Genomic DNA, 19,468 nt, shown 5'->3' on the forward strand with positions numbered 1-19,468 from the left:
AGGTTCAGCCGAGGCCGAGCATCTTCCGGTTCGACGCCACGTCCACGCCGCCCGCCGCGAAGTCGTCGAAGGCCCGGTCGGCCACGCGGATGATGTGATCGGCGATGAAGGCCGCGCCCTCGCGCGCGCCGTCCTCGGGGTGCTTGATGCAGCACTCCCATTCGAGCACCGCCCAGCCGGGGAAATCGTACTGCGCCATCTTCGAGAAGATCGCCTTGAAGTCCACCTGCCCGTCGCCCAGCGACCGGAAGCGCCCGGCCCGGTTGATCCAGCTCTGGAAGCCGCCGTACACGCCTTGCTTGCCGGTCGGGTTGAACTCGGCGTCCTTCACGTGAAAGATCTTGATGCGCTCGTGGTAGTGGTCGATGTACGCGAGGTAGTCCAGCTGCTGCAGCATGAAGTGGCTCGGGTCGTACAGCAGGCAGGCGCGCGGATGGTTGTTCACGCGCTCCAAAAACATCTCGTAGCTCACGCCGTCGTGCAGGTCTTCGCCGGGGTGGATCTCGTAGCCCACGTCCACGCCCGCGGCGTCGAACGCATCGAGGATCGGGCGCCAGCGGCGCGCGAGCTCGTCGAAGGCCTCTTCGATGAGTCCCGGCGGGCGCGGCGGCCACGAGTAGAGATACGGCCACGCCAGCGCACCCGAGAAGGTTGCGTGCGCCGTGAGCCCGAGATGGGCCGAGGCTTTCGCCGCGAAGTGCAGTTGCTGCACGGCCCACTGCTGGCGCCGCACCGGATCGCCGCGCACCTCGGGCGCCGCGAAGCCGTCGAAGCCCGCGTCGTAGGCCGGGTGCACCGCGACCAGCTGGCCCTGCAGGTGCGTGGAAAGCTCGGTGATTTCCAGCCCGTGCTGGGCGAGCGTGCCCTTCACTTCCTCGCAGTAGGTCTTGCTCTCGGCGGCCTTCTGGAGATCGAACAGGCGCGCGTCCCAGCTGGGGATCTGCACGCCCTTGTAGCCCAGGCCCGCGGCCCAGCCGGCGATGGCGTCGAGCGTATTGAAGGGGGCGGTGTCTCCGGCGAACTGGGCCAGGAATATGGCGGGGCCCTTGATGGTCTTCATGGCTTGTCTTCCTTATGCGTCGTGGCGGCGTTGAAAGCATACTTGGCGTGTCGTCCGACCCCGTGCGAGAGGCCAACGAGCCACAATGGACTTTCCTTTCCGCACCCTCCGATCAGTTCGCGCTGACAGTCCCGCGATGACGCAACCCGTTTCCGCCCGGCTCAAGATCGGCCTGTCGGCCTGCTTCTCGCACGCCGACCCGGCCCGCTCGCTCTTCACCAACAAGACGCTGCAGTACGTCGAGCAATCGATCGCGCACTGGCTCATGTCGGCCGGCGCGATGGTGGTGATGGTGCCCTGCCCCACCGGCGAAACCGCGCGCGGCGACACCAAGCTCTCGCATTACGCAGAGTGGCTCGACGGCGTGGTGATGCACGGCGGCGCCGACGTCTGGCCCGGCAGCTACGGCGAGGTGCCGCTGAAGGACGCGTGGATCGGCGACCAGATCCGCGACCTCTACGACCTCGCACTGGTCGAGGCCTTCGAGCAAGCCGGCAAGCCCGTCTTCGGCGTGTGCCGCGGCCTTCAGCTCATCAACGTGGCCTTCGGCGGCACGCTCTACCAGGACATCGAGGAACAGCACGAAGGGGGCCTGCGCCACCGCGACCCGGTGACCTACGACCAGAACTTTCACGAGATCGAGATCGTGCAGGGCACGCGCCTCTCAAAGCTCTATCCGCAGGTGGAGACGGCGCGCGTCAACAGCATCCACCACCAGGGCATCAAGGGGCTCGCCCCGGGTTTCGAGATCGAGGCCTGGAGCCTGCCCGACCGGGTGCCCGAGGCGATCCGCCGTCGGCCCGAGCGCGGCCGCAGCTACATCGCCGCGACCCAGTGGCACCCCGAATTCCACAAGTACGGCAGCACCGAGACGGTCGACGACACGCCGATCCTGCATGACTTCCTGTGGGCCTGCGCGACCGCCAAGGTCGCGCCGAAGACGCCGCCGCGTTCGGGCTCCGGCAAGATCCGCGACCGTGCGGCGCGGGTGCTGCGCCAGGCGCTGCTGCGGCGCTGAAGGATCAGCGGCGGTCCGAGCGGCTCGTGCCGCCGCTGACGCTCGCGTCGATCGTGCCGAACACGGTAACGCCGCTGCCGGACGAGGCACCGGACGCACCGCTGGCCGAGCCCGTCGAACCGGTGCCGGCGCAGCCCGCCACGAGGGCGCCCATCGCGAGGGCGAACACAGCTGCAATGAATGACTTCACGGAAAACTCCAGGAATGGGTGGGACTGCGGACCACTATAGGCGCGCGCCCCGCCCGCTTCTGTAACAACCCACGCGCCGCCGGGGCCCTTGCGGCCCGGCCTGCTACTGGGCCTGCTATTCGGGCTTCGCGCCCGAGGCCTTGACGGCCGCGCCCCAGACCCCGATCTCGCTGGCCACGAAGCGGTCGAACTCGGCACCGCTCGTGGGCGCGGGTTCGGCGCCGCGCTCGCGGATGAAGCGCGCCATCTGCTCGGTCTTCAGGATGTCGGTCACCTCGTGGTTCAGCCGTTCCACGACGTCGGGTGGCGTGCCGCGCGGCGCCATCAGGCCGAGCCAGCCGACGGCCTCGAAATTCTTCGTGCCCGCCACGCCGCTCTCGCGCACGGTGGGCACCTCGGGCAGTTGCGACGAGCGCGTGGCGGAAGTCACCGCCAGCGCAACGGCCTTGCCCGACTTGATGTGCGGCAGCCCGGCCGTCACCGAATCGACCATCAGCGGCACCTGGTTGCCCAGGAAATCCGACTGCGCCGGCCCGCTGCCGCGGTACGGGATGTGCGTGATGAACACATGCGCCGCCGACTTGTACATCTCGCCCGACAGGTGCTGCGTGCCGCCGATGCCGGCGCTTGCGTAACTCAGTTTTCCGGGCTCGGCCTTGGCGCGCGCCGTGAGGTCGGCCAGCGTGCGGATGCCGCTCTCGGGCGTGGCGAGAAACACCAGCGGCACCTTCGCAATCAGCGAGATGCCCACCAGGTCGCGGCGCGGATCGAAGCCGGGCTTGGCATAGAGCGTCTGGTTCACCGCCATCGCGCTGCCGGCCACCACCAGCGTGTAGCCGTCGGGCGGCGCGCGCACCACGAACTCGGTGCCGATGTTGCTGCCGGCGCCGGCCTTGTTGTCGATGATGACGGGCTGGCCCAGCCGCTTGCCCAGTTGCTCGGCGAGCGCGCGGGCGAAGATGTCGGTGGCCTGCCCCGGCGGGAAAGGCACGACCAGCTTGACGGGCCGGTCGGGCCACGCGGCGGCGTTGGCGAGGCCCGCGCCGGCCAGCAGCATCGCTGCAGCCAGTGCAACGGCCAGTGGTCGGCGCTGCATCTTCATCAGGCCGCGTCGGGCGCCGAGAGGTGCTTGCCCACGATGCCCGCGAGTTCGAACATCGTCACCTGGTCCTTGCCGAACACGGGCTTCAACTTCGCGTCGGCATTGATCGCGCGCTTGTTTGTCGCGTCCTGCAGGCCGTTGGCCTTGATGTAGTCCCACAGCTTCTTGATGACCTCGGTGCGCGCCACCGGTTCGGCGCCGATCACCGCGGCCAGCGAGTCGCTGGGCTTCAGGCCCGCGCCGGGCTTGCGCGGCGCGGCGGCCTTCTTCGCGGCCGGTGCTTTCTTGGCGGCAGGCGTCTTCTTCGCCGCGACCTTCTTCGCGGCCGCGGTCTTGGCCGCGGGCTTGCCGAAGGTCTTGCGCGGCGGGAACTTGCTGCCGCCTTCGCGCGGCGCGAATTCGAAGGTCACCTTGCCTTCTTCGGCGTTCCACGTGAGGAAGGCCTTGAAGGCGCGGCGCGTGCGCATGCTCACGAACTTGTCCAGCAGGTCGGTCTTGCCGGTGGCCAGCAGCTTCTCCATCTGCGCGCGCTCCACGGGCTGCTGCAGGATGATCTTGCCGGTCTTGAAGGTGCAGCTGGGTGTGGGCTGCGCGTTGGTCGGCACCGACTTCTCGCAGACGTAGTTGCTGCCGTGCTCGAACACCGGCGCGCCGCACACCGGGCACGGGCCCACGGTGTCCTGCTCGCTGAAGTCGACGATCTCGCCGGTGTCGCCGTTCTTGTCGTCGCCGAAGTCGAACTCCAGCTTCCAGTTCTTGGATTCTTCCTCGTCGTACTTGAGGATGATCTCGGCGGTGAACGGCCAGCCCGCCTTGGAGCGAAAGCCCTCCAGCGGGCCGATGTGCTTGTCGCGCAGGAGCGCCTCGGCCTCGGCCACCTCGAAGGTGCGCCCGGCCGGCGACTTGCCGAACGAGAAGCCGCAGGCGTCCTCGCCCGTGCCGCTCTTGCCCACGCAGCCGTAGCGGCGGTAGTTTTCCTTTACGACGCCGCCGCAGTTGGGGCACGGCGTCGCGAGCGTGGCGTAGTCGCCCGGCACGGTGTCGCGGTCGTACTCCTTGGCCTTCTTGACGATGTGCTCGGTCATCTGGGCGATCTCGCGCATGAAGGCATCGCGGCTCAAGGCGCCCTTCTCCATCTGCGCGAGCTTGTATTCCCACTCGCCGGTGAGCTCGGCCTTGGAGAGTTCTTCCACGCCCAGCCCGCGCAGGAGCGTCATGAGCTGGAAGGCCTTGGCCGTGGGGATCAACTCGCGGCCTTCGCGCAGCATGTACTTCTCGGTGATCAGCCCTTCGATGGTGGCCGCGCGCGTGGCTGGCGTGCCCAGGCCCTTCTCCTGCATGGCTTCGCGCAGCTCGTCGTCGTCGATGGTCTTGCCGGCGCCTTCCATGGCGCCGAGCAGCGTCGCTTCCGAATAGCGCGCGGGCGGGCGCGTCTTCAGGCCCTTGGTATCGGCCGACTCGGTGTTGACGATCTCGCCCGGCTTCACCGGCACGAGGCGCTTGCCGTCCTTGTCGTCTTCCTTCTCGTCGTCCTGGGCTTCCTTGCCGTAGATGGCGAGCCAGCCCGGCTTGACCAGCACCTTGCCGTCGGTGCGGAACGGGTACTTCTTGCCGCCCTCTTCCACCGTGCTGATGCGCGTGGTCACCTGGTGCTCGGCGCTCGGGAAGAACACCGAGAGAAAGCGCCGCACCACGAAGTCATAGAGCTTCTGCTCGGCGTCGCTCAGGCCGCTGGGGGCCTGCAGCGTCGGGATGATGGCGAAGTGATCCGACACCTTGGCGTTGTCGAAGATGCGCTTGTTGGGCTTGACGTAGTTGCCGTCGACCGCCTGCTTGGCGAACGGCGCCAGGTGCTTCATGCCGCTGTTGGCCAGCATGACCATCGTGTCCTTGACCACCGGCAGATAGTCTTCGGGCAGCGCACGCGAATCGGTACGCGGATAGGTCAGCGCCTTGTGGCGTTCGTACAGGCTCTGGGCCAGCGCGAGCGTGGTCTTGGCGCTGAAGCCGAAGCGGCCGTTGGCCTCGCGCTGCAGCGAGGTCAGGTCGAACAGCATCGGCGAGGCCTGCGTGGTGGGCTTGCTCTCCTCGGTCACCGTGGCGGGCTTGCCGCGCGCGGCGTTGGCGATGGCAATGGCCTCTTGCTCGTTCCAGACGCGGTCGGCGCGCTGCTCGGCATCGGGCTCGCCGTTGGCCAGCAGGGGCGCGTTGGCCTTCTTCCAGTCGGGGTTGAACCACTTGCCCGGGTACTGGCCGGCCTCGGCCGCGAAGCTGCCGTGGATTTCCCAGTAGTCGCGCGAGACGAACTTGCGGATCTGCTCCTCGCGCTCCACGACGACGGAGAGCGTCGGCGTCTGCACGCGGCCCACGGTCGTCAGGAAGAAGCCGCCGTCGCGCGAATTGAATGCCGTCATGGCGCGCGTGCCATTGATGCCCACCAGCCAGTCGGCTTCGGAGCGCGAACGCGCCGCGTCGGCCAGGCCCTGCATCTGCTTTTCGGTGCGCAGCGCATCGAAGCCGTCGCGGATCGCCTGCGGCGTCATCGACTGCAGCCACAGGCGCTTGACCGGCTTGCCCAGCGGGCTCTTGCCGCCGGCGTACTGCTCGATCAGGCGGAAGATCAGTTCGCCCTCGCGGCCCGCGTCGCAGGCGTTGATCAGTTGCGTCACGTCCTTGCGCTTGGCCTGCTTGACCACGGCGTTCAGGCGCGTCTTGGTCTTGTCGACGGGCTTCAGGTCGAAGTGCGGCGGGATCACGGGGAGGTTGGCAAAGCTCCACTTGCCCCGCTTGACGTCGAACTCCTCGGGCGCCTGGATTTCGACCAGGTGACCGACAGCGCTGGTCACGACATAGCTGTCGTTCTCGAAATGCTCGTCGTGTTTGTCGAATTTGCCGGCCACGGGCGTGAGTGCGCGGACGATGTCCTGCGCCACCGACGGCTTTTCTGCGATTACCAACGTCTTTGTCATCTAAGGGCTCTCTATACTCTGCGGCTTCCCGCGTGCACACGCGCACACGCGCATGTGTGCATATTCAAACTAACAGACTTCGGCGATGCCTTCCAAATCCCCACTTTCCGCCGGCCGCCGCATCCAGATGCGACGCTCGGATGTCCACGGCAACGGCGTCTTTGCCCTGCAGGACCTGGCCGAAGGCGAAACGCTGATCGAATACAAGGGCGAGGTCATCAACTGGAAAGAGGCGCTGCGCCGCCATCCGCACGACCCGGCCCAGCCGAACCACACCTTCTATTTCCACATCGACGACGGCCGCGTGATCGACGGCAACGTCAAGGGCAACGACGCCCGGTGGATCAATCACTCGTGCGAGCCGAATTGCGAGGCCGACGAAGTCGATGGGCGCGTTTATATCAAGGCACTGCGCAACATCGCTGCAGGAGAAGAGCTCAATTACGACTACGGCCTGATCATCGACGAGCCCTACACGGAAAAGCTCCTGTCCGAATTTCCTTGCTGGTGCGGCTCCGAGCAGTGCCGCGGCACGCTGCTGACTCCCAAGGATGAGGACGAAGAAAAGAAAAAAAAGAAGAAGGCCAAAAAGAAGGCCGAAAAGAAAAAGGCCGAGAAAAAAGAGGCCAAGAAAGCCGATAAGAAATCGGACGCCAAATCCGAAAAGAAGGCCGATAAAAAAACCGACAAGAAGAAGTCCAAGAAGGACTGAGCATGGGCAACACCACGGTCGCCTGGCACGAAGACCGGATCGCCGCGTCCGTGGCGCCGCTGCTGCCCGGGTTCGCGGTCGAGGCGGTGGCCGAAATCGATTCCACCAACACCGAGTTGATGCGCCGCGCGCGTGCCGGCCGCACCGAGCCCGTGCTGCTGGTGGCCGAGCGGCAGACCGCGGGCCGCGGGCGCCTGGGCCGCGCATGGCAGAGCGCGCAGCCGGGCGACGCGCAGGCATCGCTCCTGTTCTCGCTGGGCCTGCCGCTCGCGCCGGCCGACTGGTCGGGCCTGTCGCTCGCCGTAGGTGTCAGCGTGGCCGAGGGGCTCGACCCGTCGGGCGCGCACAAGGTCGGCCTCAAGTGGCCCAACGACATCTGGGTGAACGACCGCAAGCTGGTCGGCATCCTCATCGAAACCGCATTGCCGCACGCCGGCGGGCCCGCTGCGCAGCGCTACGTGGTGATCGGCATCGGCATCAACATCGGCGCGCGCGAGTCCGACGGCATGCGCACGCCGCCCGCCTGGCTGCACCAGTGGCGCCCCGACGCGACCGCGCCCGAGGTGCTGCGCGAACTGGCCGAGCCGCTGGTGCGCGATGTGTTGGCCTTCCAGGCGCAGGGCTTCGCGCAGTTCGCCGAGCGCTTTGCGGCGCGCGACGTGCTGCGCGGCCGCGAGGTGGTGCTCAGCGACGGCACGGCCGGTGTCTGCGAAGGCGTGGCCTGGAGCGGCGAGTTGCAGGTGCGCACGGACGCGGGATTGCAGACCATCACGAGCGACGAAGTGAGCGTGCGCCCTCGCGGCATGGCTTTCTGAACAACACCCATGAAACTGCGCCTGGCATTGATCGTCCTGCTGCTGGCCAACGCCGGCTACTTCCTGTGGGCACGCGGCGACCTGGTGGGCTTCGGCCTCGCGCCGGCGAGCCTCAACGAGCGCGAGCCGCAGCGCATGGCGCGGCAGATCAAGCCCGAGTGGGTGCAGGTGCGCAAGGACGCGAAGGCGGGCGCGCCCGCGCCCTGACCGGACCGTCCCCTCTTACGGAAGCGCCCCGCTCTCGAAGCGCACCGTGAAGCGCGCACCCGGTGGATGCTTGCCGGGGTGCGCATCCTCCAGCTTCACCTGCGCGTGGTGCTGGTTCGCGATCTCCCGCACGATCGGCAGGCCCAGCCCCGAGCCGTCGGCTTCGTTGCCCAGCACGCGGTAGAAGGGCTCGAACACCAGCTCGCGGTCGGACTCGGCGATGCCCGGGCCGTTGTCCTCCACCTGCAGCAGCAGCACATGGCCGAAGGGGTCGGCCAGCACGCGCGCGGTGATAACGCCGGGGTGATCGGGCGTGGAGGGCGTGTAGTTGATCGCGTTGTCCACGAGGTTGCGCACCAGCTCCTTCAGCAGCGTCGGGTTGCCTTCGAACATCACGCCGGGCGCGCCGGCCTCGGCGCCGTCGTAGCCCAGGTCGATGCGCTTTTCGATCGCGCGCGGCACCGCTTCGCGCACCACCTCGATCGTGAGCCGCGCGAGGTCGCAGGGCTGGCGGTGCGTGTTGGCGCTGTTGCCCTCGGCGCGCGCGAGCGAGAGCAGCTGGTTCACCGTGTGCGTGGCGCGCACGCTGGCGCGGCCGATCTGCTTGAGCGATTGCTTGAGCTCATCGGCGTTGGCCCCTTCGCGCTGCGCCAGGTCGGCCTGCATGCGCAGGCCCGCGAGCGGCGTCTTGAGCTGGTGGGCCGCGTCGGCGAGAAAGCGCTTCTGCGTGTCGATGGAATCGTTGAGCTTGTTCAAGAGCTCGTTGACCGACGACACCAGCGGCACCACTTCGAGCGGCACCGACGATTCATCGAGCGGGCTCAGGTCGCCGGGCCGCCGCTCGCGGATGCGCGCTTCCACCACCGACAGCGGCTTGATGCCGCGCACCAGCGCGAGCCAGATCAACAGCACCGCGAGCGGCAGGATCGCGAACTGCGGCAGCAGCACCCCCTTGATGATCTCGATGGCGAGCACCGACTGCTTCTCGCGCGTCTCGGCCAGTTGCAGCAGCGTGGGCGGCACGTCTTCGACGCCGCTGGCGATCCACAGCGAGGCCACGCGCACTTCCTTGCCATGCAGGGCGCTGTTGTGCAGGAAGACCTGGCCGGGGGGCAGCGGCTCGTCCAGGCCGGGCATCGGGAGCTCGCGATCGCCGCTGAGCAGCGTGTCGTGGCCGTCGAGCAGCTGGTAGTACACGTGGCCGGCGTTGTCGGCGCGCAGGATCTCGCGCGCGGGCTGCGAGAGCACGAACTGCGTCTGCCCGTCCTTCACCGTCACCAGTTCGGCCAGCGCCTTCACGTTGTGTTCGAGCGCGCGGTCAAACGGCGCGTTGGCGATGCCCTGCGCCACCAGCCAGGTGACGCCGATGCTCACGGGCACCAGCAGCAGGAGCGGCGTGAGCATCCAGTCGAGGATCTCGCCGAACAACGAGCGCTGCGCGCGCTGGAACAACTTCATCGGACCGAGCCCTTCGGCATGCCGCGCACGTGGCGCAAATCGCGCACGTGGTGCATTCGGCGCATGCGGGGCGGCTGCGCCACCGTCACTGGATCTTTTCGAGGCAGTAGCCCAGGCCCCGAACCGTCGCGATGCGCACGGGGCCCTTCTCGATCTTCTTGCGCAGGCGGTGGATGTAGACCTCGATCGCGTTCAGGCTCACCTCTTCGCCCCATTCGCAGAGGCGATCGACCAATTGGTCCTTGCTCACGAGGCGGCCGGCGCGCTGCAGCAGCACTTCGAGCAGGCCGAGCTCGCGCGCCGAGAGTTCGATCATCTTGCCGTCGATGGTGGCCACGCGGCCGGCCTGGTCGTAGACCAATGGCCCGTGGCGGATCGCGTTGCTGGTGGCGCCCATGCCGCGACGAGTGAGGGCGCGCACACGCGCCTCGAGTTCCTGCAGGCTGAAGGGCTTGGCCATGTAGTCGTCGGCGCCGTGGTCCAGGCCCTTGACGCGTTCTTCCACGCTGTCGGCCGCGGTGAGCACCAGCACGGGCAGTTGCGAGCCGCGGGCGCGCAGGCGCTTGAGGATCTCGATGCCGTGCAGGCTGGGCAGGCCCAGGTCCAGGATCAGCAGGTCGAACTCGCTGTGCGTCATGAGCGCGGTGTCGGCCTGCGAGCCGTTGGCCACATGATCGACCGCCGCGCCCGAGGTGCGCAGGCTCCGCAGCAGGGCATCGGCGAGCACCTGGTCGTCTTCGGCAATCAGTATTCGCATGAGCCACCTCCGGCCGGTTCGGGCGCCGTGCGGGCGCCATTCACATTTGTCTCTCCGGGCGAGTCTAGCCCGCTGTGTAGGCTTCCAGACCGATGGTTACCACGGTGGCGATCTCGTCGCCGACGCTGCTGCGGAACTCGCGCTCGGCCTGCGTCACGGCGCTGCGAAAGGCGTCGAGCCAGGCCAGGCCGTCGGCGGTGAAGAGCACGCGCCGCGCGCGCGCATCGAGCGGGTCGGGCCCGCGCGTGACCAGCCCCCAGGCCTCGCACTGGTCCACCAGCGCGCCCATCGCCTGCTTGGTCATGCCGGCGCGCTCGGCCATTTCGGTGAGGCGCGAACCCTCGCGCGCCAGATGCCGGGTGATGTGGATGTGCGCGGCGCTCACCTGGGCGCGCGCGGCGAGGTTCGAGAGGGCGAGCGGCACATCGACGTCGTGCGCCATCAGCTCCAGCACGCGCTCGTCGAAACGGCGCATCGCATGGCCCAGCAGGCGGCCCAGGTGGGTCTGGCGCCAGGCGTCGGGATCGGTCGGGAAAGCGGCTTCGGCCATGGCACCAGATGGTAAATCAAACTGACTAAAAAATGGGTTTACGGAAACCCATCAACCCCTACACTACTGTTCAAGCATCCAGCCTGTGATTAAAAGCAGATGGATTGAAACCAGACACAAACCGTTGATTTTCAAGGAGATTTCCACATGGACGCAGTCGTCAAGGGCGCAAGCATCTCGGTCGCCAACAGTGAAAAGGCCAAGGCTCTTCAAGCCGCGCTGGCCCAGATCGAAAAGCAATTCGGCAAGGGCACGATCATGCGGCTGGGCGAAGGCGAGGCGCTGGAAGACATCCAGGTCGTCTCCACCGGCTCGCTCGGCCTGGACATCGCCCTGGGCGTCGGCGGCCTGCCGCGCGGCCGGGTGATCGAGATCTACGGCCCGGAATCCTCGGGCAAGACCACGCTCACGCTGCAGGTCATCGCCGCCATGCAAAAGCAGGCCGGCACCTGCGCTTTCGTCGACGCCGAGCACGCGCTCGACGTGCAGTACGCCCAGAAGCTCGGCGTGAACCTGTCGGACCTGCTGATCAGCCAGCCCGACACCGGCGAGCAGGCGCTCGAGATCGTCGATTCGCTGGTGCGCTCGGGCGCCGTGGACCTGATCGTCATCGACTCGGTTGCCGCGCTCACGCCCAAGGCCGAAATCGAAGGCGAAATGGGCGACTCGCTGCCCGGCCTGCAGGCTCGCCTGATGAGCCAGGCGCTGCGCAAGCTCACGGCCACGATCAAGAAGACCAACTGCATGGTCATCTTCATCAACCAGATCCGCATGAAGATCGGCGTGATGTTCGGTTCGCCCGAAACCACCACCGGCGGCAACGCGCTGAAGTTCTACGCCTCGGTGCGCCTGGACATCCGCCGCATCGGCACCATCAAGAAGGGCGACGAGGCCATCGGCAACGAAACCAAGGTGAAGGTGGTGAAGAACAAGGTGAGCCCCCCGTTCAAGACGGCGGAGTTCGACATCCTGTTCGGCGAGGGCATCAGCCGCGAAGGCGAAATCATCGACATGGGCGTCACGGCCAAGATCGTCGACAAGTCGGGCGCCTGGTACGCCTACAACGGCGAGAAGATCGGCCAGGGCCGCGACAACGCCCGCGAGTTCCTGCGCGAGAACCCCGAGCTGTCGCGCGAGATCGAGAACAAGGTGCGCGAGTCGCTGGGCATTCCGCTGCTGGCCGCCGATGCAGGCTCGGAGCCCGAGAAGGCCGAGAAGCCCGCCAAGGCGCCCAAGGCCGACAAGGCGGCTGAGTAAGTTCGATCGGGCGGCCTTTCAGGGGCCGCGCGAGCGGTCCTGGTCCTTCGAATGGCTTTCGGTGCTCCTTCCCTCAAAGGCCGCGCGCTGCGGCTCCTGAGTCAGCGGGAGCACTCGCGCGCGGAGCTGGAGCGCAAGCTCGCGAAGCACGAAGAAGAACCCGGCACGCTGGCCAAGGCGCTCGACGAACTGGTCGCCAAGGACTTCATCAGCGAGCCGCGCGTGGTGGCCTCGGTGCTGAACCAGCGCGCGGCCCGGTCGGGCGCGCTGCGGGTGCGGCAGGAACTGCAGGCCAAGGGCATTGCGCCCGAGGCCATCGCCGAGGCGGTGGCCAGCCTGCGGGACACCGAGGTCGAACGCGCCACGGCCCTCTGGCGCCGCCGCTTCGACGCGCCGCCGGCCGATGCGAAGGAGCGGGGCAAGCAGATGCGATTCCTGATGGCGCGCGGTTTCTCGGGCGCCGTCGTGTCCAAGGTGCTCAGGAGCGATTTCGATGAACCAACAGCAGACGAATGAAGACCGCGGCGCGCAGTCGCGCGTCATCGTGCAGCGCGTGGCCTGCGAGTGGCGCCGTGCCTACCGGGTCGCCGCCGATCCGGCGCGCCTGCCCGACTGGGCCAGTGGCCTCGCCAAGAGCGCGCTGCTGCCGCAGGGCGACCACTGGATCGTGCGCACGCCCGAGAGCGGCGATGCCCGCATGCGCTTCGCGCCCGCCAATGACCTGGGCGTGCTCGACCACTGGGTCGCACCCGAGGGCGTGCCCGAGGTCTATTTGCCGTTCCGCGTGATCGGCGTGGCGCCCGATGCCTGCGAGCTGCAGTTCACGCTGCTGCGCCAGCCGCACATGGACGATGCGGCCTTCGAGCGCGATGCCGCGTGGATCGCGCGCGACCTGCAGTCGCTCAAGCGGCTGCTCGAAGCGGGCTGAGCCGATCACGCCTGCGGTGCGGCGCGGCAGGGCGGCGATGGCATGATCTGCGGCGACCGGCGTCGCATGCGCCGGTTTTCCAAAAAAATCCCGGAGGAGCCCTCATGCCATCTGAACCTGTCAGCCAACCGTCTCTCGTCCGCACCGGCGCCAAGGCCGGCCTCAGCTTCGCCGGCTCGGTCATCAAGGGCGTGCTGCTGGGCATCGTGCTCGGTGGCGGTGTCTTCTTTTTCTACCTGAGCCAGCTGAACGGGCCCGGCAATCCGGCGGCGCGGGCCGGTGGTGCGGGCGCCATCGTGGCGCTCGTCACCTCGCCGCCGGTGCTGGTCGCGGTGCTGCTGCTGCTGTTCGTGGTCGTCTACGCGATGCTGGGCGTGCAGCAGGGGCGCGCCAAGGCGATGCAGCACCTGGTCGCGGCGCGTGGCGAGGCGGTGTCGCAGCGTTTGGCGGGCGCTGTCGCGGGCCGCATCGAGGCGATGCCGCGCACGCACGGCGCGCTGCAGCGCACGGCCGACTGGCTGTCGGTCGATGCGTTGACCAAGCAGCTCGCACCGGTGCTGGGCGAGGGCAGGGCGGTGCGGTCGGTGGTGGCGTTCGTGGTGAACCGCCTGCCATTGAGCGACATGCTGGCCGAGTGGCAGCAAGGCCGCGTCGAACATGGCGAGCCGGTGGCGGGGGAGGGCGCGGCGCAAGACCCGGCCCTGCGCGCACTGCTCACGCGCCGCATCAACGAGACGCTGCAGGAGATGTCGACGCCGTCGCGCAAGCCGCTCTACATCGCGCTGGGCGCGCACGCCGTGTTGCTGGGCGTGGGCCTCTGGCTCGTCAGGTAAGACGGAAAAGGTGCGTGGCGCTCAGAGCGCCAGCATCAGCTTCAGGTTCTGCACCGCGGCGCCGCTGGCGCCCTTGCCGAGGTTGTCCAGGCGCGCGATCACCACGGCATGGCGGTGGTCTTCGTTCGGGAACACGCGGATCTCGAGCTCGTTGGTGTCGTTTAGCGCCAGCGCATCGAGCTTGCCGTTCTCGGTGGGCGGCAGCACCTTCACGAACTGCTCGGGCGTGTTGCTGCGCGCGTAGTGCGCGGCGAGCGCGTCCTGCAGGTCGCCGGACTTCGGCTTGCCGGGCAGAAGGTCCAGATGCAGCGGCAACTGCACCAGCATGCCCTGCTTGAAATTGCCCACCGAGGGAATGAAGACGGGGCGGCGCGTGAGGCCGGTGTACTTCATGATTTCGGGAATGTGCTTGTGCTTCAGGCCCAGCGCGTAGGTCTCGAACAGCGGCGCCTTGCCGCCCTCGTACTCCTCGATCATGGCTCGCCCGCCGCCCGAATAGCCGCTCACCGAAGGGAGCGACACCGGGAAGTCGACGGGCAGGATGCCCGCGTCGACCAGCGGACGCACGATGGCGATGGCGCCGGTCGCATAGCAGCCGGGGTTGCCCACGCGGTCGGCCTTTGCCACGGCCTGCCAGTGACCTTGGACCAGTTCGGGAAAGCCGAACACCCAGCCGGGCGCCACGCGGTGCGCGGTGGAGGCGTCGATGATCTTGGGTTTCTTGCCAGAGAGCTGGTCGATCAGGGCGACCGACTCGCGGGCCGCGTCGTCGTGGAGGCACAGCACCACGAGGTCGACGCCGGCCATCAGCTCGCGCTTGGCGTTCACGTCTTTTCGAAGCTCGGGCGCGATGCTCACGAGCTCGATGTTCGGCATCGTCTGCAACCGCTCGCGAATCTGAAGGCCGGTGGTGCCGGCTTCGCCGTCGATGAAAACCTTGGCCATATCGGAGTGTGCGTAGAGTGACTAGAAGAAAGTACGTATTGACCGCAACCGCACGTCGAGTATTGGTGCGGCGCACCATGATACAGTCCGCGGTTGTTCGCCGCCCCCAGCCGTCAGGCTGCCGTCGCCCGCGAGCAACAGAGCCAAAGAAGCCTCAGACCCCAGATCTCCCGTTCTCAACCTCCTCCTTCCGAGAGACATCCCTCATGAAGATTCACGAGTACCAAGGCAAGGAAATCCTTGCCAAGTTCGGCGTGCCGGTGCCGCGCGGCATCCCGGCCTATACGGTTCAGGAGGCTGTCGAAGCCGCCCAGAAGCTTGGAGGCCCGGTCTGGGTCGTCAAGGCCCAGATCCACGCGGGTGGCCGCGGCAAGGGCGGCGGCGTCAAGGTCGCCAAGTCGATCGAAGACGTCAAGAAGCTCGCCGGTGAAATCCTCGGCATGCAGCTCAAGACCCACCAGACCGGCCCCGAAGGCCAGAAGGTGCGCCGCCTCTACATCGAAGATGGCGCCGACATCAACAAGGAATACTACGTCTCGGCCGTGACCGACCGCGCCACCCAGAAGGTGGCCTTCATCGCTTCGAGCGAAGGCGGCATGGACATCGAGGAAGTGGCCCACTCCTCGCCCGAGAAGATCATCACGGTGTTCGCGGACCCCGAAAAGGGCCTGACCGACGAACAGGCCAAGCAGATCGCCGACGGCATCGGCATGCCGGCTGACTCGACCGCCCAGACGGTCGACATCCTGAAGAAGCTCTACACCTGCTACATGGAGACGGACGCCTCGCTGGTCGAGATCAACCCGCTCAACCGTGACAGCAAGGGCAACGTCATGGCGCTGGACGCCAAGTTCAACTTCGACAGCAACGCGCTGTTCCGCCACCCCGACATCGTCGCGCTGCGCGACCTGGACGAGGAAGACGCAGCCGAAGTGGAAGCCTCCAAGTTCGACCTGGCCTACATCTCGCTGGACGGCAACATCGGTTGCCTGGTGAACGGCGCGGGCCTGGCCATGGCCACCATGGACACCATCAAGCTGTTCGGCGGCGAGCCGGCCAACTTCCTGGACGTGGGCGGCGGCGCCACCCCCGAGAAGGTCACCGAAGCCTTCAAGATCATGCTGAAGAACAAGAACGTGGAAGCCATCCTCGTGAACATCTTCGGCGGCATCATGAAGTGCGACACCATCGCCACCGGCGTGATCGCGGCCTGCAAGGCCGTGAACCTGCAAGTGCCGCTGGTCGTGCGCATGAAGGGCACCAACGAAGTCGAAGGCAAGAAGCTGCTGGCCGATTCGGGCCTGCCGATCATCAGCGCCGACACCATGGCGGACGCGGCCCAGAAGGTCGTCGCAGCAGTCAAGAAGGCCTAAGGAACAAGTCATGTCGATCTATATCAACAAAGACACCAAAGTCATCACGCAAGGCATCACCGGCAAGACCGGCCAGTTCCACACCGAGAAGTGCCAGGAATACGCGAACGGCAAGAACGCCTTCGTGGCGGGCGTGAACCCGAAGAAGGCCGGCGAGTCGATCTTCAACATCCCGATCTTCGGCTCGGTGAAAGAAGCCGCTTCGCAGACCGGCGCCACCGTCTCGGTAATCTACGTGCCGCCGGCAGGCGCCGCGGCCGCCATCTGGGAAGCCGTCGAGGCCGACCTGGACCTGGCAATCTGCATCACCGAAGGCATCCCGGTTCGCGACATGCTCGAAGTGCGCAACAAGATGAAGGCCAAGGAAGCGGCCGGCGGCAAGAAGACGCTGCTGCTGGGCCCGAACTGCCCCGGCCTCATCACGCCCGACGAAATCAAGATCGGCATCATGCCCGGCCACATCCACCGCAAGGGCCGCATCGGTGTGGTCTCGCGCTCGGGCACGCTGACGTACGAAGCCGTGGCTCAGCTGACCGAAATCGGCCTCGGCCAATCGTCGGCAGTGGGCATCGGCGGCGACCCGATCAACGGTCTGAAGCACATCGACGTGATGAAGGCCTTCAACGACGATCCGGACACCGACGCCGTCATCATGATCGGCGAAATCGGCGGCCCCGACGAAGCCGACGCAGCCCGCTGGTGCAAGGAACACATGAAGAAGCCGGTCGTCGGCTTCATCGCCGGTGTCACCGCCCCTCCCGGCAAGCGCATGGGCCACGCCGGCGCGCTGATCTCGGGCGGCGCCGACACGGCCGATGCCAAGCTCGCCATCATGGAAGAGTGCGGCTTCACCGTGACGCGCAACTTCTCCGAACTGGCCAAGCTGCTCAAGGCCAAGCTGTAAGAGACGGCTGCAGGACACCGGCCACAGAGCCGGGTCATGCGAGGACCACAGAAATAAAAAAGCGCCCGCACTCGATTGCGGGCGCTTTTTTCAAATAAAACACAGTGGGATCAGAGACATGGAACTCCTTCAAAGCACAGATTTCTGGATCGGTCTGGTCAAGATCATCTGGATCAACATCATTCTTTCGGGCGACAACGCCGTGGTGATCGCCATGGCGGCGCGCTCGCTGCCGCCCGCGCAGCAGAAAAAGGCCGTGCTGTTCGGCTCGGGCGCGGCCGTGGTGCTGCGGATCGTGCTGACGGTGGTGGCCGCCAAGCTGCTGGCGCTGCCGTACCTTCAGGTCATCGGCGGCATCCTGCTGCTGTGGATCGGCCTGCAGCTCCTGGGCGAAGAAGACGACGGCGAGGGCGAATCCAAGGAATACGGCAGCATGATGGCCGCGGTGCGCACCATCCTCCTGGCCGACCTGGTGATGAGCCTGGACAACGTGATCGCCGTGGCTGCCGCCGCACAGGGCAGCATGGTTCTGCTGATCCTGGGCCTGGCGATCAGCATTCCCTTGGTCATCTTCGGCAGCACCCTCATGATCAAGCTCATGGAACGCTTTCCGATCATCGTCATGCTGGGTGCCGCACTGATCGGCTGGGTCGGCGGCGAAACCATCGTGAGCGACGTCGCGTTGCGCGACGTGCTGGTGGCCAACCCCTGGTTGCACTATGCAGCGGCTGCGGCCGGTGCGGTGTTCGTCGTGGCCGTGGGCCGCCTGCTGCAACGGCGTTCCCACGCCGCTGCCCACTGAGCGTTCGCTCGGCCGACGCCTTCAGACCATGGCGAGCGTCGGCGCTTCCCTTTTTTCGAGCCGCCCGGCGCTGTGCTGGGAGTTCGCGGCGCTGACCGACACCGGGCGCGTGCGTGCCCACAACGAAGACGCCGTGCACGTCGACCCCGAACTCGGGCTGGCCGTGCTGGCCGACGGCATGGGCGGGTACAAGGGCGGCGAGGTGGCCAGCGCCATGGCCGTCTCGCTGCTGCACGCCAGCTTCGCCCGCTGGTTCGCCCAGGCCGGGCTCCAGGCGCCGGCGCGCGTGGTTCGCCGTGCGCTGCAGGCCGCCACGGACGAGGCCAACGCATCGATCCTGCATGCCGGCACGACCAACGCGGAACTGCAGGGCATGGGAACGACGCTGGTGCTGGCGGCTTTCCGGCCGCAGCGCGTCTTGGTCGGTCACATCGGCGACTCGCGCTGCTATCGCCTGCGCAACAACAAGCTGGAATTGCTCACGCGCGACCATTCGCTGCGCCAGCAGCAGCTCGATGCCGGCGCGATCACCCCCGAGGAAGCGCTGAATTCGCCCACCCGAAACCTCGTGACCCGGGCGGTCGGCGTGGAGGCCCAAGTCTTGCTGGAGATGCATGAACACACTGCAAGACCCGGCGATCTCTATATGCTTTGCTCCGATGGGCTGAGCGAGATGATCACGGATGCGCAGCTTTTCACGCTTTTAGGACACGATGTCGGCCTTCAGAAAAAAGCACAACTTTTGGTTGCAATTGCAAACGACAATGGCGGCCGGGACAACATTTCGGTTGTTCTGGCAAGGGCGGACGTTGGCGACACGTCCCGGATGGCCAGGTAGCAGGCCTCGGCGGCAACCAGCCGTCCCGCTTGCGCTCGATACAGTTTTGCACTTGGGGAGCCGGCAATGCCGAAGATGATCATTTCGGTCGATGGCGTGGTCATCGGACAAGTGGCGCTCGCCAAGGACCGCACGACGCTGGGCCGGCGCGCCTACAACGACATCGTGATCGACAATCTGGCGGTCAGCGGCGAGCATGCCGTGCTGCACATGAGCGGTGGCGAAGTCCAAATTGAAGATCTCAACAGCACCAACGGCACCTACGTCAACGCGCTGGCCGTCCAGAAGCAGACGCTCAAGGACAACGACGTCGTCGAGGTCGGTGGTTGCCGCATCCACTTTCGCGCCCGCAGCAACCTGGCCATCGGCCCCGGCTCCGCGCGCAGTGCCCCGGGCGAGTTCTCCACCGCCATTCCGCTCTCGTCGGCGCCCACGGAATCGGGCGCGCTCATCGAGCTGGGCATCCCAATGCTTCGCGTACTCTCCGGTAGCGGGAACAACCCGGATGGCCAGGACGCGCAGGACGTGCCCCTGCAGAAGGTGGTCACCACCATCGGCAAGCCCGGCGTGGCCGTCGCGGTCGTCACGCGCCGCCGGCAGGGCTACGTGGCCGCCAGCGTCATGGGCAACGTCACGCTCAACGGCGCGGTGCTCGGCACCGACGCCGTCGCCTTGCAGGAGCGCGACGTGCTCGAACTCGGCGGCGCCACGCGCATGCAGTTCGTCCGGGTCTGAGCCTTTTCCCTTTTC

The 19,468-nt window shown here is 66.9% G+C and carries 21 protein-coding genes; 13 read left to right on the forward strand and 8 right to left on the reverse strand.

Translation table 11 applies throughout. The features are described 5' to 3' along the window. Window positions 1-4: 4 nt before the first annotated feature. The gene (locus tag ACZYRS_RS01690; RefSeq protein WP_463417890.1) at window positions 5-1,060 is read right to left on the reverse strand and encodes a sugar phosphate isomerase/epimerase family protein; all 1,056 of its coding nucleotides are present in this window, start codon (window positions 1,058-1,060) and stop codon (window positions 5-7) included. 136 nt (window positions 1,061-1,196) lie between these two features. Here ACZYRS_RS01690 and ACZYRS_RS01695 point away from each other — a divergent pair, with 136 nt between their 5' ends. Further along, window positions 1,197-2,078 carry a gamma-glutamyl-gamma-aminobutyrate hydrolase family protein gene (locus tag ACZYRS_RS01695; protein ID WP_198785380.1) on the forward strand — a complete coding sequence of 294 codons (882 nt, stop codon included), beginning with the start codon at window positions 1,197-1,199 and terminating at the stop codon, window positions 2,076-2,078. Window positions 2,079-2,082: 4 nt separating this feature from the next. Here ACZYRS_RS01695 and ACZYRS_RS01700 read toward each other — a convergent pair whose 3' ends face one another. From ACZYRS_RS01700 to ACZYRS_RS01710, 3 genes are all read right to left on the reverse strand, one after another. Further along, complete coding sequence (locus ACZYRS_RS01700) at window positions 2,083-2,268, reverse strand: hypothetical protein (RefSeq protein WP_463417891.1); 186 nt, start codon at window positions 2,266-2,268, stop codon at window positions 2,083-2,085. Between the two features lie 115 nt (window positions 2,269-2,383). After that, window positions 2,384-3,364 (reverse strand): tripartite tricarboxylate transporter substrate binding protein, encoded by a 981-nt coding sequence (locus ACZYRS_RS01705; RefSeq protein WP_463417892.1) that lies wholly within the window; start codon window positions 3,362-3,364, stop codon window positions 2,384-2,386. Between the two features lie 5 nt (window positions 3,365-3,369). Continuing rightward, on the reverse strand, window positions 3,370-6,339 hold the full coding sequence (locus ACZYRS_RS01710; RefSeq protein WP_463417893.1) for a DNA topoisomerase III: 2,970 nt from the start codon (window positions 6,337-6,339) through the stop codon (window positions 3,370-3,372). A gap of 85 nt (window positions 6,340-6,424) precedes the next feature. Between ACZYRS_RS01710 and ACZYRS_RS01715 the strand changes: the two genes are divergently transcribed. The 3 genes from ACZYRS_RS01715 to ACZYRS_RS01725 are packed head-to-tail and all read left to right on the forward strand — an operon-like array spanning window position 6,425 to window position 8,073. Beyond that, the gene (locus ACZYRS_RS01715; protein WP_463417894.1) at window positions 6,425-7,051 is read left to right on the forward strand and encodes an SET domain-containing protein; all 627 of its coding nucleotides are present in this window, start codon (window positions 6,425-6,427) and stop codon (window positions 7,049-7,051) included. A gap of 2 nt (window positions 7,052-7,053) precedes the next feature. Further along, window positions 7,054-7,866: a biotin--[acetyl-CoA-carboxylase] ligase gene (locus ACZYRS_RS01720; RefSeq protein ID WP_463417895.1), complete on the forward strand. Its 813-nt coding sequence runs from the start codon at window positions 7,054-7,056 to the stop codon at window positions 7,864-7,866. A gap of 9 nt (window positions 7,867-7,875) precedes the next feature. Beyond that, window positions 7,876-8,073, forward strand: coding sequence for a sporulation protein (locus ACZYRS_RS01725; RefSeq protein ID WP_463417896.1), 198 nt, complete (start codon window positions 7,876-7,878; stop codon window positions 8,071-8,073). A gap of 15 nt (window positions 8,074-8,088) precedes the next feature. On the opposite strand, the gene ACZYRS_RS01730 is transcribed toward ACZYRS_RS01725, so the two are convergent. The 3 genes from ACZYRS_RS01730 to ACZYRS_RS01740 form a co-directional block, all read right to left on the reverse strand. Then, a complete protein-coding gene (locus ACZYRS_RS01730; protein WP_198785373.1) occupies window positions 8,089-9,531 on the reverse strand; it encodes a sensor histidine kinase in 1,443 nt (480 codons plus the stop codon). 85 nt (window positions 9,532-9,616) lie between these two features. After that, window positions 9,617-10,288: a response regulator transcription factor gene (locus ACZYRS_RS01735; protein ID WP_176661219.1), complete on the reverse strand. Its 672-nt coding sequence runs from the start codon at window positions 10,286-10,288 to the stop codon at window positions 9,617-9,619. 64 nt (window positions 10,289-10,352) lie between these two features. Continuing rightward, window positions 10,353-10,838, reverse strand: coding sequence for a MarR family winged helix-turn-helix transcriptional regulator (locus ACZYRS_RS01740; protein WP_198785372.1), 486 nt, complete (start codon window positions 10,836-10,838; stop codon window positions 10,353-10,355). Between the two features lie 147 nt (window positions 10,839-10,985). Here ACZYRS_RS01740 and recA point away from each other — a divergent pair, with 147 nt between their 5' ends. The 4 genes from recA (at window position 10,986) to ACZYRS_RS01760 (ending at window position 13,856) form a co-directional block, all read left to right on the forward strand. Continuing rightward, window positions 10,986-12,095: a recombinase RecA gene (gene recA / locus ACZYRS_RS01745; protein ID WP_176661221.1), complete on the forward strand. Its 1,110-nt coding sequence runs from the start codon at window positions 10,986-10,988 to the stop codon at window positions 12,093-12,095. 51 nt (window positions 12,096-12,146) lie between these two features. Then, entirely contained in the window at window positions 12,147-12,611 is a 465-nt protein-coding gene (recX, locus tag ACZYRS_RS01750) for a recombination regulator RecX (protein WP_463417897.1), read from the forward strand. Next, window positions 12,589-13,023: an SRPBCC family protein gene (locus ACZYRS_RS01755; protein ID WP_463417898.1), complete on the forward strand. Its 435-nt coding sequence runs from the start codon at window positions 12,589-12,591 to the stop codon at window positions 13,021-13,023. The genes recX and ACZYRS_RS01755 overlap by 23 nt, the downstream gene beginning before the upstream one ends. Before the next feature lie 104 nt (window positions 13,024-13,127). Next, complete coding sequence (locus ACZYRS_RS01760) at window positions 13,128-13,856, forward strand: hypothetical protein (RefSeq protein WP_198785368.1); 729 nt, start codon at window positions 13,128-13,130, stop codon at window positions 13,854-13,856. A 21-nt stretch (window positions 13,857-13,877) separates the two neighbouring features. On the opposite strand, the gene argC is transcribed toward ACZYRS_RS01760, so the two are convergent. Then, window positions 13,878-14,801, reverse strand: a complete 924-nt coding sequence (argC, locus tag ACZYRS_RS01765; protein ID WP_463417899.1) for an N-acetyl-gamma-glutamyl-phosphate reductase — start codon at window positions 14,799-14,801, stop codon at window positions 13,878-13,880. Window positions 14,802-15,007: 206 nt separating this feature from the next. Here argC and sucC point away from each other — a divergent pair, with 206 nt between their 5' ends. The 5 genes from sucC (at window position 15,008) to ACZYRS_RS01790 (ending at window position 19,453) form a co-directional block, all read left to right on the forward strand. Next, the gene (gene sucC / locus ACZYRS_RS01770) at window positions 15,008-16,174 is read left to right on the forward strand and encodes an ADP-forming succinate--CoA ligase subunit beta (RefSeq protein WP_198785366.1); all 1,167 of its coding nucleotides are present in this window, start codon (window positions 15,008-15,010) and stop codon (window positions 16,172-16,174) included. A 10-nt stretch (window positions 16,175-16,184) separates the two neighbouring features. Continuing rightward, window positions 16,185-17,078: a succinate--CoA ligase subunit alpha gene (gene sucD / locus ACZYRS_RS01775; protein ID WP_013544258.1), complete on the forward strand. Its 894-nt coding sequence runs from the start codon at window positions 16,185-16,187 to the stop codon at window positions 17,076-17,078. Between the two features lie 118 nt (window positions 17,079-17,196). After that, window positions 17,197-17,880 (forward strand): TerC family protein, encoded by a 684-nt coding sequence (locus ACZYRS_RS01780; RefSeq protein ID WP_463417900.1) that lies wholly within the window; start codon window positions 17,197-17,199, stop codon window positions 17,878-17,880. A gap of 28 nt (window positions 17,881-17,908) precedes the next feature. After that, window positions 17,909-18,718, forward strand: coding sequence for a Stp1/IreP family PP2C-type Ser/Thr phosphatase (locus tag ACZYRS_RS01785; RefSeq protein ID WP_463417901.1), 810 nt, complete (start codon window positions 17,909-17,911; stop codon window positions 18,716-18,718). 66 nt (window positions 18,719-18,784) lie between these two features. Continuing rightward, window positions 18,785-19,453: an FHA domain-containing protein gene (locus ACZYRS_RS01790; protein WP_198785363.1), complete on the forward strand. Its 669-nt coding sequence runs from the start codon at window positions 18,785-18,787 to the stop codon at window positions 19,451-19,453. Window positions 19,454-19,468 lie beyond the last annotated feature (15 nt).

This window comes from Variovorax sp. AC194 (assembly GCF_979257995.1).